Annotated in this window: 13 protein-coding genes and 1 pseudogene; 8 read left to right on the top strand and 6 right to left on the bottom strand. The window is 67.1% G+C overall.

All coding sequences use genetic code 11. From position 1 onward, the window contains the following. Genes ACVPT3_RS03755 through ACVPT3_RS03745 form a run of 3 tightly spaced genes read right to left on the bottom strand, consistent with a single transcriptional unit; the run spans nucleotide 1 to nucleotide 3,828 of the window. Nucleotides 1–2,535 carry a cbb3-type cytochrome c oxidase subunit I gene (locus ACVPT3_RS03755; protein WP_492042867.1) on the bottom strand — a complete coding sequence of 845 codons (2,535 nt, stop codon included), beginning with the start codon at nucleotides 2,533–2,535 and terminating at the stop codon, nucleotides 1–3. Beyond that, nucleotides 2,532–3,488 carry a cytochrome c oxidase subunit II gene (gene coxB / locus ACVPT3_RS03750; protein WP_492042866.1) on the bottom strand — a complete coding sequence of 319 codons (957 nt, stop codon included), beginning with the start codon at nucleotides 3,486–3,488 and terminating at the stop codon, nucleotides 2,532–2,534. Before coxB ends, ACVPT3_RS03755 begins: the two co-directional genes overlap by 4 nt. Next, on the bottom strand, nucleotides 3,481–3,828 hold the full coding sequence (locus ACVPT3_RS03745; RefSeq protein ID WP_492042865.1) for a c-type cytochrome: 348 nt from the start codon (nucleotides 3,826–3,828) through the stop codon (nucleotides 3,481–3,483). The genes coxB and ACVPT3_RS03745 overlap by 8 nt, the downstream gene beginning before the upstream one ends. Here ACVPT3_RS03745 and ACVPT3_RS03740 point away from each other — a divergent pair. Beyond that, a pseudogene (locus ACVPT3_RS03740) lies at nucleotides 3,734–4,561 on the top strand (c-type cytochrome); the annotation flags it as partial. The gene ACVPT3_RS03745 and the pseudogene ACVPT3_RS03740 overlap by 95 nt on opposite strands. Here ACVPT3_RS03740 and ACVPT3_RS03735 read toward each other — a convergent pair. Continuing rightward, nucleotides 4,554–5,288, bottom strand: coding sequence for a cytochrome b (locus tag ACVPT3_RS03735; RefSeq protein ID WP_492042864.1), 735 nt, complete (start codon nucleotides 5,286–5,288; stop codon nucleotides 4,554–4,556). The pseudogene ACVPT3_RS03740 and the gene ACVPT3_RS03735 overlap by 8 nt on opposite strands. Continuing rightward, entirely contained in the window at nucleotides 5,285–6,019 is a 735-nt protein-coding gene (locus ACVPT3_RS03730) for a cytochrome c oxidase assembly protein (protein ID WP_492042863.1), read from the bottom strand. Before ACVPT3_RS03730 ends, ACVPT3_RS03735 begins: the two co-directional genes overlap by 4 nt. A 96-nt stretch (nucleotides 6,020–6,115) precedes the next feature. Here ACVPT3_RS03730 and ACVPT3_RS03725 point away from each other — a divergent pair, with 96 nt between their 5' ends. Next, nucleotides 6,116–6,955 carry a TIGR02587 family membrane protein gene (locus ACVPT3_RS03725; protein WP_492042862.1) on the top strand — a complete coding sequence of 280 codons (840 nt, stop codon included), beginning with the start codon at nucleotides 6,116–6,118 and terminating at the stop codon, nucleotides 6,953–6,955. Then, nucleotides 6,955–7,362 (top strand): hypothetical protein, encoded by a 408-nt coding sequence (locus ACVPT3_RS03720; RefSeq protein ID WP_492042861.1) that lies wholly within the window; start codon nucleotides 6,955–6,957, stop codon nucleotides 7,360–7,362. The genes ACVPT3_RS03725 and ACVPT3_RS03720 overlap by 1 nt, the downstream gene beginning before the upstream one ends. Before the next feature lie 52 nt (nucleotides 7,363–7,414). Here ACVPT3_RS03720 and ACVPT3_RS03715 read toward each other — a convergent pair whose 3' ends face one another. Beyond that, complete coding sequence (locus tag ACVPT3_RS03715) at nucleotides 7,415–8,299, bottom strand: SDR family NAD(P)-dependent oxidoreductase (protein WP_492042860.1); 885 nt, start codon at nucleotides 8,297–8,299, stop codon at nucleotides 7,415–7,417. A 207-nt stretch (nucleotides 8,300–8,506) separates the two neighbouring features. Here ACVPT3_RS03715 and ACVPT3_RS03710 point away from each other — a divergent pair, with 207 nt between their 5' ends. From ACVPT3_RS03710 to ACVPT3_RS03690, 5 genes are all read left to right on the top strand, one after another. Beyond that, on the top strand, nucleotides 8,507–10,813 hold the full coding sequence (locus ACVPT3_RS03710) for a TonB-dependent receptor (RefSeq protein ID WP_492042859.1): 2,307 nt from the start codon (nucleotides 8,507–8,509) through the stop codon (nucleotides 10,811–10,813). A gap of 2 nt (nucleotides 10,814–10,815) precedes the next feature. Continuing rightward, complete coding sequence (locus tag ACVPT3_RS03705) at nucleotides 10,816–12,141, top strand: spinster family MFS transporter (RefSeq protein ID WP_492042858.1); 1,326 nt, start codon at nucleotides 10,816–10,818, stop codon at nucleotides 12,139–12,141. After that, nucleotides 12,141–13,784: a carboxylesterase/lipase family protein gene (locus ACVPT3_RS03700; RefSeq protein WP_492042857.1), complete on the top strand. Its 1,644-nt coding sequence runs from the start codon at nucleotides 12,141–12,143 to the stop codon at nucleotides 13,782–13,784. The genes ACVPT3_RS03705 and ACVPT3_RS03700 overlap by 1 nt, the downstream gene beginning before the upstream one ends. Continuing rightward, a complete protein-coding gene (locus tag ACVPT3_RS03695; protein ID WP_492043783.1) occupies nucleotides 13,781–15,370 on the top strand; it encodes an AMP-binding protein in 1,590 nt (529 codons plus the stop codon). Before ACVPT3_RS03700 ends, ACVPT3_RS03695 begins: the two co-directional genes overlap by 4 nt. A gap of 97 nt (nucleotides 15,371–15,467) precedes the next feature. Then, nucleotides 15,468–16,097 carry a TetR/AcrR family transcriptional regulator gene (locus ACVPT3_RS03690; protein ID WP_492043782.1) on the top strand — a complete coding sequence of 210 codons (630 nt, stop codon included), beginning with the start codon at nucleotides 15,468–15,470 and terminating at the stop codon, nucleotides 16,095–16,097. Nucleotides 16,098–16,119 lie beyond the last annotated feature (22 nt).

Below are 16,119 nucleotides of genomic sequence, written 5' to 3'. Positions count from 1 at the left end.
TCAGCCTCCCGGGAACAGATGGGTGAGCAGGCTCATGAAGGCCCCCTGCCCGGCGGTGTAGGCGACGAACAGGCCGATCAGCTGGAAGGTGGAGGGCCGGCTCGCCTCCACATGGCCGAACGCCCATCGCAGCACGGCGTAGAGCCCCATCAGGACCAATATCGACGCAAAGAAACCCTGCCAGGACAGGAGGGCGAAGACCGTCGCCCCCTGACCGGTCGCCGAGGCGAGCAAGGGCCCCGCCCGCCACGCCTGAAGATCAACGCCCCAGGCCCCCGTCACCGAAGCGATGGCCAGCACCATGAGAAGCGTGGAGATGACCGGGCTGCGGGGCCGGTCGAGCGCCAGCACCCGGCAGGAGGTCCAGGCCAGACCGGCGCCGATGACGCAACCCGCCACGACAAGGCTCAACGACCCCAGGCCCGGCGGCGCGACCCAGTCCTGGGGATTGCGGCTCCACAGGAAGACATAGCTGAAGGCCGCCATCGCCAGCACCATGCCGGCGACGATCAAGGTCGTGACCATCGCCCACCAGCCATGGCTGGATGGGCCGCTGACATAGGTGGGAACCCGGATGCCGGCGCCGATGTCGACCTCGTCGTCGATACGGGGCCGGTCCAGCATCCAGCACCAGCGCATCACGCACCAGACCGCTAGGACGCCGCTGATCGCCGAGGCCGTATAGGCCTGGACCGTCAGCAGCAGGAAGAACCCGGCCGTGAACACCGCCGCCCAGACATGCCAGGCTGAAGGCTTGGGAATACGCTGAATATACTGAGGTTCGGCGTTCAGGGTAGAGGTGACCAGAGTCTCGCGGCCATGGGTCGGCGCATTGGGCAGCAGGTAGCGCCCCGCCTCGACATCACGCGCCAGAGCCTTCTGCTCCCACAGTGGATAGAGGCTGCTGATCACGGGGATGGAGCGCACGGAGTAGTTGCCGGTCGGCAACCACTCCAGTCCCGGCGCATCATTCGGATTGCCGGCGGAGGTCCCGAACGGACGGAAATTCCGCGCCATGTCGATGATCCACAGGATGACGCCGACGGAGACCACCACGGTTCCAACCGTCGACAGCAGATTGGGCAGCTCCAGCCCTCGGCCGGGCAGATAGGTGAAGACGCGGCGCGGCATGCCCATCAGGCCGCTGAAATGCATGGGCAGGAAGGTGATATGGACCCCGGAGAAGATCAGCCAGAAGACCCACCGCCCCAGCCGTTCGCTCAGCGCACGGCTGGAGGACATCGGCAGCCAATAGTAGATGGCGGCGAAGAAGGGCAGGACCATGCCGCCGATCAGCACATAATGCAGATGGGCGACGATGAAATAGGTGTCGTGCACCTGCCAGTCGAACGGGACCATGGCCACCATGACCCCGGTCAGCCCCCCCATGGTGAATGTGATCAGCGCCCCCAGCACGAACAGGCCGGCCACCGAAAACCGCATCCGTCCGGCGGCGATGGTGGCGATCCAGGCGAAGACCTGGATTCCCGCCGGAACCGAGACCGCCATCGAGGCCGCCGAGAAATAGCTGGTCGAGATCGTCGGCATGCCGGTGGTGAACATGTGGTGCGCCCACACGCCGAAACTGATGAACCCGGTCGCGAGCATGGCCAGGATCACCGCCGTATGTCCGACCAGGGGCGTACGGGCTATGCCGGGGAGCATGGTCGACATGGCCCCCGCCGCCGGCAGGAAGATGATGTAGACCTCCGGATGGCCGAAGAACCAGAACAGGTGCTGCCACAGCATCGGGTCGCCGCCCTTCAGCGGATCGAAGAAGGGCCAGCCGAAGACGCGCTCCAGTTCCATCAGGGTCGTGGCCAGAATGACCGACGGGAAGGCGATGAGGATCATTCCGGCGAAGATCAGCATGGCCCAGGCGAAGACGGGCATCCGGGCCAGGGTCATGCCCGGCGCACGATTGCGCAGCACGCCGACGACGATCTCGATGGCGCCGGCGATGGCCGAGATCTCGATGAAGCCGATCCCCAGCAGCCAGAAGTCCGCATTGATGCCCGGTGAATAGGTCGTGGACGACAGGGGCGGATACATGAACCAGCCGCCATTCGGCGCCAGGCCGAAGAACAGCGAGCAGAAGAAGGCCAGACCGCCGATCAGATAGGCCCAGAAGGCATAGGCCGACAGTCGCGGAAACGGCAGGTCGCGCGCGCCCAGCATCTGGGGCAACAGCAGCACCGCAAGCGCCTCCACCGCCGGCACGGCGAACAGGAACATCATCATCGTGCCGTGCACGGTGAAGATCTGATTATAGGTCTCGGTCGCCAGGAAGCCGCTCATCGGCACGGCCAGCTGGGCGCGAATCAGCACGGCCAGCACGCCCGCCAGCACGAAGAACAGCATGGCCGCCCCAACGTAATAGACGCCGATATAGTTGTTGTTGATGGCGGTGATCCACTGCCACCCCTTAGGTGCGCACCACAGATCCTCGAGCTCTTTCAGCTCTTCGGCGGGACGCTCCCCCGTGGTGGGGAAACGCGCGTATTGTTTGGTGTCGAAGCCGGTTTCGGAGGTCACTTGAGGCTCTCGAGCCAGGCGGAGACGTCGCGCAGTTCCTGACCCGTCAGGACCGGATAGGCCGGCATCCGGTTGCCGGGCTTGATCGCCTGGCTGTCCGAGATCCAGCCGGCCAGCGTCCCCTGATTGTTCGGCAATATGCCCGCACCCAAGGTACGGCGCGATCCCACATGGCTGAGATCCGGCCCGGCCTGACCGTTGAAGACCGTTCCGGCGACCGTGTGGCAGGCCCCGCATCCGGCGCGCTGGAACACCGCGACGCCGGGCATGGCGGCGGCGGCCGTGACGGCGGGCCGCGACTGACGCGCGACCCAGGTCTGATAGTCCGCCGGCGCATGCGCCACGACCACCAGCCCCATCAACGCGTGCGGCCCGCCACAATATTCGGCGCACTGGCCGCCGAAGGCGCCGGGTTGGTCGGCCTGGATGCGCATCAGGTTCCGCCGTCCGGGGATCATGTCCACCTTGCCCGCGAGGCGCGGAACCCAGAAGCTGTGGATGACGTCCGCCGAGTCCAGTTCCAGCACCACCGGCCGCCCGGTCGGGATGTGCAGTTCATTGGCGTCCTGGAAGGCCTCGCGACCGTCGCTGTCCAGATAGGCCACCCGCCACCACCACATCTCGCCCGTCACCCGGATCCGCATCTCGCCCGGCTCGGGCTCCTGGGTCAGGTGGCTGGTCAGGCCGAGCCCGTAGATCAACAGTCCACTCAACACGACGACCGGAAAGGCGAAGCCGCCGATCCAGACCAGCTTTCGCCCCCCCAGCCGTTCGCGCCAGCGGCGTGGGCCGAACAGGGCGATCGCCAGGGCCGCCGCCACGATCAGGGTGACGATCAGACCCATGCCGAACAGCACCCAGGACAGGGTGTGCAAAGGCTCTGCGAACGGCCCGGCGGGGTCCAGTGCGGGGGGAGGCCAGGCGGCCGTGCCATCGGCGGCGGATCTAGTCATCGAGGTCATACAGATAGGCGGCGATGTCCCTGGCCTGGCTTCGGGTCAGGGGCATGGCCGGCATGCCGGTGTCGGGCGCCAGCGACGGCGCGTCGATCAGCCAGTCGACCAGAATATCCGGCCGGTTCGGAAAACGGCCCGCCAGCATCGAACGCTCCGCAAACCCCGTCAGTGATGGGCCGGCGCGACCCTGGGGCCAGGCCAAGCCTGGGATCACATGGCAGGAGGCGCAACCGACCGATTGAATGACGGACAGACCCCGCGCCGCGTCCGCACCCGCGATGGTGCGCGACGGATCACTCTTGTCAGAGCAGGCGCACAACAGCGCGGCGAGGGGCAACAGGCCCCACCTCACGCCGATCTCTGCTGGTCTGGCCGCTTCGCCATTAGTCCCCTGGTCCTTGCCCCATTCTTGGGTGGAACACACCCGCCAAGCCAAGGTTCCTGTCCAGCGTCCGCCGAAACGGCGAAGCGGAACCGCAGTCTGTCCCCCGAGTTGGACCTTGGTGCGCGCCCTGTTCCCGTCCCTGTCGTTGTTTCTCGCGGTCGCCGGCTGCTCTCCGGCGACCAACGAAACGGGCGCGGCATTTACGCGCACGGGCCAGGTCATCGCCATGAGCGGCGGCGAGGGTGGCGCGGCCAACGCCTGTTTCACCTGCCATGGCCTGGACGGCGGCGGCGACGGCGTCAGCGTGCCGCGCCTCGCCGGTCTGGACGCGGGCTATCTGCAAAAGCAGATGGAGAACTACGCCAGTGGAGTTCGTCAGAACGCGGTGATGACGGAGGTGGCGCGCTGGCTGGACGACGGCGACCGGCGCGCCGTCTCTGCCTGGTACGCTTCCCTGCCCGCGCCGGCGCGACCGATCGACGCGTCGATCACTCCACCCCCGCTCTATCTGAAGGGCGATCTCGGCCGTGGCGTGGCCCCGTGCGCCACGTGCCATGGCGTCGCCGGGGAAGGCGTAGGCGCTGGAAATCCCGCTATCTGGGGCCAGCCGGCGGCCTATACGATCGACCAGTTGCACAAGTGGCGAAACAGAGAGCGGCGCAATGACCCGCGCGGCGTCATGACCGAGGCCGTAGCCGGTCTGAGCGATGAAGAAATCCGGGAACTAGCCGTCTGGCTGCAGAACGCACCCGCTTCTCGATCGCCCGGTACCGACGTTGCCAGCGCGTCCGCCGCCGCGACAGCTGCGGCACAACCGGCAACATCCCGTGGAATACGTCGTCCCGATCGATGATCTGGTGCTTCAGCGCCGCCCCGACATGGAGGGGGATCAACACCAGAAGCGTGATCACCAGGCCCCAGTGCATCCATTCGGCAACCGCCTCGACCTGCCAGCGCTGGATCGGCGACAAGTCCTGCATCGGCATCAGCGGCCAAGCCGCCAGGCCCAGCAGCGTCAGCTCCTGGTCTCGGGCCGTCGCCGAGATCATGGCCCAGCCGGTCAGCGGCAGCCCAAACAGGCAGGTGTAGAACAGATAATGGGTGAAGGTCGCGGCCGTGCTTTCCCAGCCGGGCTTGTCCGCATCATTGATCGGGCCCGGCGCCAGCAGCTTCCAGGCGCCCCGTCCCATGGCCAGGACCAGCATCAGCACCCCGATCGCATAGTGCAGGTCGTGCGCCGCCACCTTGCCGCCCCCCACCGGCTGACGGCCCATCCACCAGCCCCAGAACAGCTGGAAGATCATCAGACCGGCCATGCTCCAGTGAAACAGGATGGCGACGGGCGAGTAGCGGCCCTGGTCGTGGTGGCCGGCCGCCCATTCCAGAATGTTTCCGATCAGCCGATCGATCACGGGCGGACATCCGCGTGCATGACCGGCTGCTCGGTTCCGATCCAGCGCCCGAGCACCAGCAGGGCCGACGCCAGATAGATCGCCGCCGCCGGCGCCCACATGATCAACCCGGCCGTCTGCTGATCCTCCAACGGCGTCAGCCCCCAGGCCTGTGTAGTCGCGAGGTGCGGCGCATAGATCGCCTGCCCGGCGAAGGTCAGCAGGGCGCCCAGCAGTCCCATGGCCACCATGGCGACCAACAGATGCCCGACCGCCGACGGCAGAGACGCCGCCCGGACGCCGGCCCAAAACCAGACGGCGGTCGCGAGAAGACTGATCTGCATTAGCCAGTAGACGCCGTCATGAGACAGGGCCGCCCCATAGGCCGCCGGCGCATGCCACCCCCACAGCACCGCCGCCTGAACCGCCGTCGCCAGGCCCAGCGGCCCGACCCGTCGCAATGGCCCGGCCCAGGCGATCAGAGGCGCGGCGGCCGCCACCAGCAGGACGTGGTGCACGGTCCTGGCCGAGAACAGGGCCGAACTCAGCGCGCAGAGGGGTGAGATGAAGATCACGGCGAGAACAGCCGTCGCGGCCAGGCCGAGGGTGCGGGATCGACCGGACGAACGCCAGATGGTCAGGGCGAGCACCCCGACGAGCACTGCGATAAGGACCGGATCCAGGTTCCAGCGCCACTCTCCCGCCAGGGGGGCTGCGCCGCAATAGGGCGTCCAGACGGTGTTCGCGGTCATCAGCTCAACCTCCCCAGGGTATCGGACATAAATCGTCGGCCCCGTCCAAGAGTTCCGAGCGCGTCCGGCGCCTGCATAAGCGGAGCGGTTTGGTCCGTGCTGCGTTGGGGCCTCATGGCCGCCCAAGCGCTTCAATCCACTCGCGAGACCCATTACAGCCGCGACCTCGGTCGCGCCTTCGGCGGAGCCTTGTTGTTCGGCCTCCCCCTGCTGATGACCATGGAGATGTGGGGCTACGGTCTGACGCTGGATCCGGTGCGGCTGGCCGTCTTCCTGCTCAGCGGCCTGCCCCTGCTGCTCGGTCTCGCGGTCTTCGCCGGTTTCAGTCGCAATCAGGGGATCGGTCATGCCGTCATCGACGTCTTCGCCGCACTGGCGGTCGGTTTCGTCACCAGCGGCTTCCTGCTGATCCTGATCGGCGTGATCGACGGCGCCGCGCCGCTGCGGGCCGCTGTGGGCCAGATCGTCCTGCAGGCGGTCCCCGCCGCCATGGGCGCCCTGTTGGCCCGTCGACAGTTCGGCGCGGACCGGAACGACGCTGAAAAGGCCGAGGCCCGCTATTCCGGCGAACTGTTTCTGATGGTGGCGGGCGCCCTCTTCCTGGCTTTGAACATCGCTCCCACAGAGGAGACCCGGCTGATCGCCTATCGGATGGCGCCCTGGCAGACGGTCGGCCTGCTGGTGTTGTCCGTCGGCCTGATGCACGTCATCGTCTATCTGGCCGGCTTCGCGGGCCAGGAGGAACAGGGCCATCCCTTCACCGCCTTCGTCCATTTCACCCTGGCGGGTTACGGTCTCGTCCTGCTGACCGGCGTCTATGTCCTGTGGCTGTTCGGGGCGCTGGACGGCCATGGCGTGTTCGAGACGGCGAAGACCATCGTGGTCCTCGGATTCCCCGGCGCGATCGGCGCAGCCGCCGCCCGGTTGCTGGTCTGATGGCGACCGCGTCGAAAAGGAAGACCGCCGGCACGGCCAAGCCGGATGCGGAGCCGGGCCCGCCCGTCCTGGCCTGGGTGATGGGCGGCCTTGGCCTGGTCCTGCTGCTGACCTGTCTCGCCGTCATCCTGTCCCAGGGCCTCGGCGAGGCCCGTCCGCCCGATATCCGCTCGCGCGTCGTCGAAATCCGCGCCGCCGACGGTCAATGGCTGGCGGAGGTCGAGGTTCGGAACCTGGGCGGCGAGACGGCGGCGGACGTGCAGATCGAAGGGCGGGCCGGGGCCGAGACCGCCTCCGCCACGATCGACTATGTGCCCGCCGGCGGCGAGGCCGCCATCGTCCTGGGCTTCACCCAAGACCCCCGCACCGACTTGCGCCTGCGGGTGGCCGGCTGGATCGAACCGTGAAGCAGACCCGTCGCCGACCATAGCCAACGCCGGCGCGGCCCCGCCCTGACGCTCAATCGACCAGGGCCAGCCGATCAGGATGGCTGACTTCATGGGTGTATTGGGCGGCGCCCGAGTCCGGCACGGTCTCGCCGTCGCGTCGTCCTATGTCCGCCCACCGCGCGTCGATCTGCTCGGCGGCGTCCGGCGCCTCGCCCACATAGATGCCGCGGGTCATCGTGATATGGGCCTGTTCGAAAGCGCCGGCCCCGGCGAGCAGGATTGCGCGGGTGGGCGCGCCCTCCGCGGACAAGGCGACTACGCCTGGGCTGACCAGGTCCGTCGACAGGCCGTTCAGGTCGTCTTCGGAGTACAGGCCCTCGGTCATCCGCGTCGCGGCGCTGGGCGCCAGGCAGTTGACGCGGATCCCGTATTTGGCGCCCTCAAGCGCCAGGGTCTGCATGAGGCCGACCACGGCCATCTTGGCGGCCGAATAGTTTGATTGGCCGAAGTTGCCGTACAGGCCCGACGACGAGGTGGTGAAGACGATCCGGCCATAGGTCTGCGCCCGCATATGGGGCCAGGCGGCCTTGGTGACGATCACCGAACCCATGACATGAACGTCGAGGACCGCTTGAAAATCCTCGAGCGTGGTATTGGCGAAGGTCCGGTCCCGCAGGATGCCGGCGTTGTTGACCAGGATGTCGATCGATCCCCAGCGGGCGACCATGTCGTCGATCATGGCGGCGATGGCGACGCGATCCGTAACGCTGCAGGCGACGGCCTCCGCCTCGCCGCCGGCGGCGCGGATTTCCTCGACCACGGCCTCCGCACCCTCGGCGTTCAGATCATTGACCAGCACCCTCGCGCCATGCCGGGCCAGCGCAAGGGCATGGCTGCGCCCCAGACCGGCGCCTGCGCCCGTGACCACCGCGTTTCGCCCCTTGAGATTGATCATTCGGTTCCTCCCCTGATCGGTGTTTGCGGCCAAGTTGCACGATCACCGGGCAGGTTCAATACTCGCTATCTTGTGAGTGAGTTATAGGCGCACAGCCATACCAGACACTCACGCACGTGAGAGGGAATATTGACAAGGGTCGCAAGCCGTGTCCCACTCTCGTTCAAGCGCCGACGGTCATGATCGGCGTATTGGGAGGGACATCAGATGAAGGCGATACTGCTCGCTTCGGCGTGCGTGGCTGCGCATGTCGTGGCCTTGGCTCCAGCGACGGCCTGGGCTCAGGATCAATCCGGCCAGACCGCGCAAAATGAGGATCGGGACCGACCGTCGGCCGTCCAGGAAGTGATCGTCACCGCCACGCGGCGTGCGGAGCGGCTGCGGGACGTGCCGGTCAGCATCACGGCCCTGTCTCAGGAGGACCTCAACGAGCGTGGGATCGTCAACTACGACGGTCTGGCCACCGCCACGCCGGGCGTGGTGCTGAACCGGGCCTCGGCCAACTTCAACAATTTCACGGCGCGCGGCATCGCCACCAACGGCTATGGCGCAAATCTGCAGAGCACGGTCGCCATCTATCTGGACGAACTGCCGATCTCGTCGAACGGCAATTCCACCATTCTCGATCCCAGCCTCTATGACGTGGAGCGGATCGAATTCCTGCGCGGCCCCCAAGGGACGCTGTTCGGCTCAGGCTCGCTGGCTGGGGCGCTGCGCATCCTGACGCACGACCCCGACCCCACCCGGTTCGACGCCTCGGCCCTGGTCGATCTCGGAACCATGGAGGAGGGCGGACTGCGCCAGCGCTACAATGCGATGGTCAACATTCCACTGATCGAGAACGAACTGGCCCTGCGCGTGGTCGGTTTCTCGCGGCACGAGGAAGGTTGGGTCGACAACGTCGGGACGGGGATTGAGAACGCCAACTCCCTCGTCCAGTACGGCGGCCGGGCGATCCTGCAATGGGAGCCCAACGAGCGCTTTTCGGCCCGGGTCATGGTGTCGAACGAGATCAGCAACCCGCACGACTCCTCGCTGACGAACCCGGATCGGGGCGAATACGTCCGTCTGACGGATCGACCCGATCTGTTCCAGAGCGACATGACCAACTACAATTTGACCCTCGAATACCAGTTCGACGGGGCCTTGCTCACCAGTTCGACGACCCAGTCGGATTATACGGGCCTCTTCTACGTCGACCTCGCCGGGACCTACGCCCAGGCCTTCCCCTTCGCCCTCGACGCCGACGCCTGGGACGACACCTTCGTGCAGGAGGTGCGGCTGGTGTCGGATCCGGGCGGACGTTTCGACTGGTCGCTGGGCGGCTTCTATTTCCGCAAGCGGCGAGACGTCGACTACAACTACCGCTCCAGCGAGGAATTCCTAGCGGAGCAGGGGTTCACAGGACTGCCGGATGAATACTATCTGCGGTTCGGCTCGCATTTCATCAGCCACGAGGTCGCAGCCTTCGGCCAGCTGACCTACCGGTTCACGCCGGACCTGTGGATCACCGGCGGCCTCCGTTACGGCACGACCGACGCCCAGGGTTTCACCGAACAGGGTGGTTACACATCTGACTACTTCTCGCGAGCCTATGTAGCGACGGTCCTCGGCATTCCGTCCCCCGGCTCGCTCAATCCGAGAGTGTACGCGCCGACTGCGGTCGAGGGCGTCAAGGCCGAAGAGAGCGGCCTGTCGCATCGCCTCAGCCTGTCGTGGCGGCCTTCACCGTCGGTGACCACCTATGCGGCGGTGTCCACCGGCTTCCGGCCCCCGATCGTCAACGCCCGCGCCGGCGCCGCCCCGCCGGCCGGATTCCCGGACGACATCACCATTCCAGACGGCGCCACGTCCGACAATCTGACCAACTACGAGATCGGGGTGAAGGGGCGGTGGTTCGGCGGCCGCCTGATGGCCGACGCCGCCGTCTACTGGATCGACTGGAACGACATCCAGGTCCAGGCCAACCGCGTCTCGGACTCGGTCCAGTTCGCCACCAATATCGGCGGCGCCACCAGCAAGGGGATCGAGATGTCGGTCACCGCCGTCCCGGCCGACGGCTGGACGGTGGCCCTGACCGCCGGCTTCAACGAGGCCAAGGTCGACGACCTGACGTCCGAAGAGGCGGCCATCTCCGGCGCCGTCCTGGATGCACGACTGGCCGGGCCGAAGGCCCAGGGCTCGGTGCGGGTCAATTATGAATGGCGGCCTTGGTCGGACGTGGTGGCGAACGCCTCTGTCGCCGTGTCCCACGTGGGCAGCTTCCCCAACAGCTTCCCGAACACGCCGGGACGTCCGCTCGTGCCCCTGCCGACCTATGACGACACCGACAGCTACACCCTCGTGAACGCCAACCTGGCCTTCGCCTTCGACAAGTACACGGTCGCCGCCTACGTCGAGAACCTGTTCGACGACCATTCGGTCAACTACATCCATCCCGAGGCCTTCCTCGACGGCCGCTATGGCCGCACGCGGCCGCGAACGGTCGGCGTGCGCGTCGGGTATGAGTTCTGAGGATGGCCGGATCATCTCCGACCACGGTCCCGGGCGCGCCAGACGCGCGCCCGGGCGCCAGGGCCTGGTTCGTTCTGGCGATCCTGTGCTTCGTCTATGTCCTGAACTTCCTGGACCGGCAGCTGCTGTCGATCCTGGCCAAGCCGATCCAGGACGAGCTGGGCGTCACCGACGGACAGCTGGGTCTGATCAGCGGCCTGTATTTCGCGCTCTTCTACTGCGTCCTGGCGATCCCGGTCGGCTGGCTGGCCGACCGCACCAACCGGGTCAGGGTCCTGGCCCTGGCCTGCGGCTTGTGGAGCGCGGCGACCGCCGCCTGCGGCCTTTCGACCAACTATGCGCAACTGGCCATGTCGCGGATGGCCGTGGGCGTGGGCGAGGCCGGCGGGGTCCCCCCCTCTTACGCTATCATCTCGGACTATTTCCCGTCGGGTCGGCGCGGAACCGCCCTGAGCCTGTTCAACCTGGGTCCCCCCATCGGTCAGGCCATGGGGGTCGCCTTCGGCGCCTCGATCGCGGCGGCCTATTCCTGGCGCGACGCCTTCCTGGCGGTCGGCGTCGTGGGGGTCATCACGGCCGTAGTGGTCTGGCTGTTCGTGCGCGAGCCGAGGAAGGGCGGACTGGACGCCCCGCTGGAGACCCAGCCTCCGGCGGACGCCGCGCCTGTTCCCAAGGCCGGCTTCTGGTCGACCTGCCGGGTGTATTTCGCCAATCCGGTGCTGCGAGGCATGGCCCTGGCCTGCGGCGCCACCCAGTTCGTCACCTACGCCCTGCTGAACTTCGCCACCCTGTTCCTGATGCGTGAGAAGGGCATGACCCTCAGCGAGGTCGCGGTCTGGTACGCCCTGCTGGTCGGCGTCTTCGTCAGCCTGGGCATGTACGTCTCCGGCCGACTGATCGACCGGTTCGGCAAACGCTTCAAGACGGCCTACGCCTATCTTCCCGCCATTGGCCTCGCCGTCGCCATGCCCTTCTTCGCCGCCTTCATCTGGGCGCCGAGCTGGCCGTTGGCTCTGGCCTTCCTCGCCCTGCCGATGGGGCTGAACTACTTCTACCTCTCGCCGGCCGTGACCCTGGTGCAGGAAGAGGTGCGACCCGATCAGCGGGTGCTGTCCGGCGCCCTGCTGCTGCTGATCATGAACCTGATCGGCCTGGGCCTGGGCCCCACCTATCTGGGCGCGGCCAGCGACTTCTTCGCGCGCACGAACCCCGACAATTCGCTGCAGATGGCCTTCTACACCCTGCTGCCCTTCTACGGGCTGGCCATCCTGCTGTTCCTGGGGCTGGCCGGAAAGATCCGGCGTCAAGTGAAGGAGAAGGCGTCGTGATGAAACATGGACTGCGCGCCGCGGCCGCGACGCTCGCCCTCGGCTTAACCCTCAGCGGAGCAGCCTCGGCCCAGACCGTCATCGAGGCCCCCGCAGGTCCCCTTCGGGGCGAGGCGCTGGACGGCTTCACCGTCTTCAAGGGCGTGCCCTACGCCCTGCCGCCGACCGGCTGGCGGCGCTGGCGCCCGCCGGTCGAGATGCCCCCCTGGCGCCAGACCCGCGACGCCACCCGGTACGGGGCAGCCTGCCACCAGCCCGTGGCGCGCGGCGAGAGCATCTATGCGGGCGAAGCGCCGACGATGAGCGAGGACTGCCTGTTCCTCAACATCTGGACGCCGAAGGACGCGCATGATGCGCCGGTCTTCGTCTGGATCCACGGCGGCTCGCTGAGCACGGGGGCAGGCGATGAGCCCATGTACGACGGCGCCCGGATGGCGGCCTCGCAGGGCATGGTGGTGGTGTCGATCAACTACCGCCTGGGCGTCCTGGGCTATCTCGCCCACCCCGAGCTGAGCGCGGAGTCGCGTCAGAACATATCCGGCAACTACGGCCTGCTTGACCAGATCGCCGCCCTGGAATGGATCAGGAAGAACATCGCAGCCTTCGGCGGTGATCCGGAGAATGTGACGATCGCCGGCGAGTCGGCGGGCGCGCTCAGCGTCATGTATCTGATGGCTTCGCCCCAGGCGCGGGGCCTGTTCGACCGGGCGATCGCCCAAAGCGCTTATATGATCTCGACCCCTGAACTGCGTTCGAGCCGCCACGGCGACCCGGCGGCCGAATCCGTCGGCGTCTGGTTGCAGGCGCAGCTGGGCCTGCAAAATCTGGCCGATCTGCGCGCCATGGACGCCCAGACCCTGACCACCTCGTCCCTGGCCAAGCGGTACGCGCCCTTCGGCACGATCGACGGGAAGGTTCTACCCGAGCAACTCGTCCAGGTCTTCGATCAGGGCGAGCAGGCGCCGGTTCCGCTTCTGGCGGGGTTCAACGCCGGCGAGATCCGCTCGCTGCGGTTCCTGTTGCCGCCGTCGCCGCCTGCCGATCCCGCCGCCTACGAACAGGAAATCCACGACCGTTACGGCAGCCTGGCGAATGAATTCCTGCGCCTCTACCCGTCGGCTGATCTGGCAGAAAGCCTGCTGGCCGTGCCCCGGGACGGCCTATACGGCTGGACCGCCGAACGCCTTGTCCGCCGACAGGCCAGAACGGGCCAGGCCGGCTTCCTCTACTTCTTCGACCACGGCTATCCCGCGATGGACGAGGCGAATCTTCACGCCTTCCACGCCTCGGAACTGCCGTTCGTCTTCGGCAACGCAGACCGGACCCCGCCGCGTTGGCCCAAGATTCCGGACACGCCGACCGAGCGACAATTGTCAGACGCCATGCTGGCCTACTGGGCCAATTTCGCCCGAACGGGCGTGCCGACAGCGCCGGGCCAACCGGACTGGCCCGCCTATGGCGACGCACGCGCCTACATGGATTTCGAACGGGAGCCGGCCGTCCGCGAGCGCCTGATGCCCGGAATGTTCGAGCTTCACGAGACGGTCGTCTGTCGTCGCCGTGTCGCGGGCTCCATTCCCTGGAACTGGAATTTCGGCGTCATCTCCCCTCCCCTCCCCCCACAGACCCCAGCGTGCCCATGATCGACGGCGAGATGCAGGCCTATGACCTGACCATCGACAAGTTCCTGACCCACGCCGCCAAATGGCGGCCCAAGGCCGAAGTCGTGACCGCGCGCGGCGACGGCGAGATCCAGCGGATCGGCTATGCCGATCTCAAGGCGCGGGCGGTCCGGGTCTCTGCCGTGCTCCAGACGCTGGGCGCAAGAGCCGGCGACCGGATCGCCACCCTGGCGTGGAACACCCAGGAGCATGTGGAGGCCTGGTACGCGGTCATGGGCATGGGGGCGGTCTGTCACACCCTCAACCCCCGCCTGACCGAGGCGCAGCTGGCGGACATGGTCGGCCAGTCCCAGGCGCGGATCGTGATCGCCAGCGCCGACCTCGCGCCCCTGGCGCGCAGGATCGCCGCGCGCGCGCCTTCGCTGCAGCGCATACTGACGATTGGCGGCGAGCCGGGCGCGGTCGCGGCCAATGGACCCGGCCCCACGCCGCAAGCCCTGGAGCCCATGCTGGCGACGGCGCACGACGATGTGGTCTGGGGCGACTTCCCGGAAACCACGCCCTCCGGCCTGTGCTTCACCTCTGGAACGACCGGCGGGCCCAAGGGCGTCACCTACACGCACCGTTCCAGCTTCCTGCACACCCTGCGCCAGCTTCAGGCTGACGTCATGGCCCTGTCGGCGTCCGACCGGGTGCTGGCGGCGGTGCCCATGTTCCACGCCAATGCCTGGGGGCTGCCGTTCGCCGCCCCCGCGTCGGGCGCGCGTCTTGTCCTCCCGGGTCGAGACCTGGACGGCGCCAGCCTGGCGCGGCTGATCAATACGGAAGGCGTGACCGTCGCCGTCGGCATCGCCACCGTGTGGCTGGGAGTGGTGGAGCATATGGAACAGACCGGCGTCGAGACCCCGACCCTGCAAAGAGTGGTCGTCGGCGGCGCCCCGCTGGCGCCGGCCTTGATGGAGCGGATAGAACAGCGGCTGGGCGCGACCGTTCAGACCAGCTGGGGCATGACGGAGCTTTCGCCCCTGGGCGCCTGCGCTTCGCCCGACGACCCCGGACGGTCCGCCCTGAGCTCGGGGCGAACGGCGTTTGGGGTCGATCTGCTTCTGACCGACGCCGACGGCCGGGCTCTGCCGGACCAGCGCGCCGGCGAGGGTCACCTACGCGCGCGCGGCCCCTCGGTCGTGCAACGCTATTTCGGCCACGCCGAGAGCGCCACCGACGCCGACGGATGGTTCGCCACCGGCGATCTGGCGCGGATCAACGAGGCCGGCGAGCTGATCATCACCGGACGCGCCAAGGACCTGATCAAATCCGGCGGGGAGTGGATCAACCCGGCCAAGATCGAGGCCATCGTGAACGAGCACCCCGACGTCTCCCTGGCTGCGGTCATCGGGCGGGCCGACCCGAAATGGGGCGAGCGCCCCATACTGGTGATCCAGGCGCGCGATGCGAGCGTCTCGGACGAGGGCATTATTGCGCCCTTGCGCGACCGGGTTGCGCCGTGGTGGATTCCGGACGCGATCGTCCGGGTGGATCAGATGCCGCTCGCATCGACCGGAAAGATCGACAAGATGCGATTGAGAACAGACTATGGCGACGCCTGAAAACAGATCTCTGGTGGCGGAAATCGAAAGCGGCGGCCCCGTCGGCGAGGCGCCCCGGCCGCGTCGTCGCCGGACCAAGGTCGAACAGCGCGCCGACATGATGGAGCAAATCCTCGACGCGGCCGAGCATCTGTTCTCGCTCCACGGTCTGTACGGGGTGACGCTGAAGGACGTCGCCAAACAGGTGGGCGTTCATCACACCCTTCTGAACTACTACTTCACCGACAAGAAGAAGCTGTTCGACGACGTCATCGCCCGCCGCGCCGAGGTGACGATCGCCCTGCGCATGAAGGCCCTGGACGACTACGACGCCGCAACCGACGGTCGACCCACCGTCGAGGGCGCCTTGCGCGCCTTCCTCGACACCGATCTGGATCTCTACAGCCAGGGGGGCGAAGTCTGGAAGAACTACGGCGTTCTGAGCGCCCAGGTCTCGAACACGTCATACGGGGCCGAGCTGATGGACCTCCACTTCGACCCCGTCGTTCGACGACTGATTGAATTGCTGAAGAAGGCGCTGCCGGACTGCGCCGAGGAAGACATCTTCTGGGGCTATCATTTCGTCACGGGCGGACTGATGCTGACCCTGGCGCGCACCGGGCGGATTGACCGGCTGTCCGACGGTCTTTGCAGTTCCGACGACTTCGAGGCGATCAAGGCCCGAATGGCCTCGTTCATGGCCGCCGGCTTCCTGTCCATCTGCAATCCGCGTCCTGCGACCGACTGAGAGAGGCCTCCGATGGCAACCG

The sequence above is a fragment of the Brevundimonas sp. FV1ps31S genome (assembly GCF_058681265.1).
Note: the sequence above shows the minus strand (reverse complement) of the source record. Positions and strands in the feature narration are given on the sequence as shown.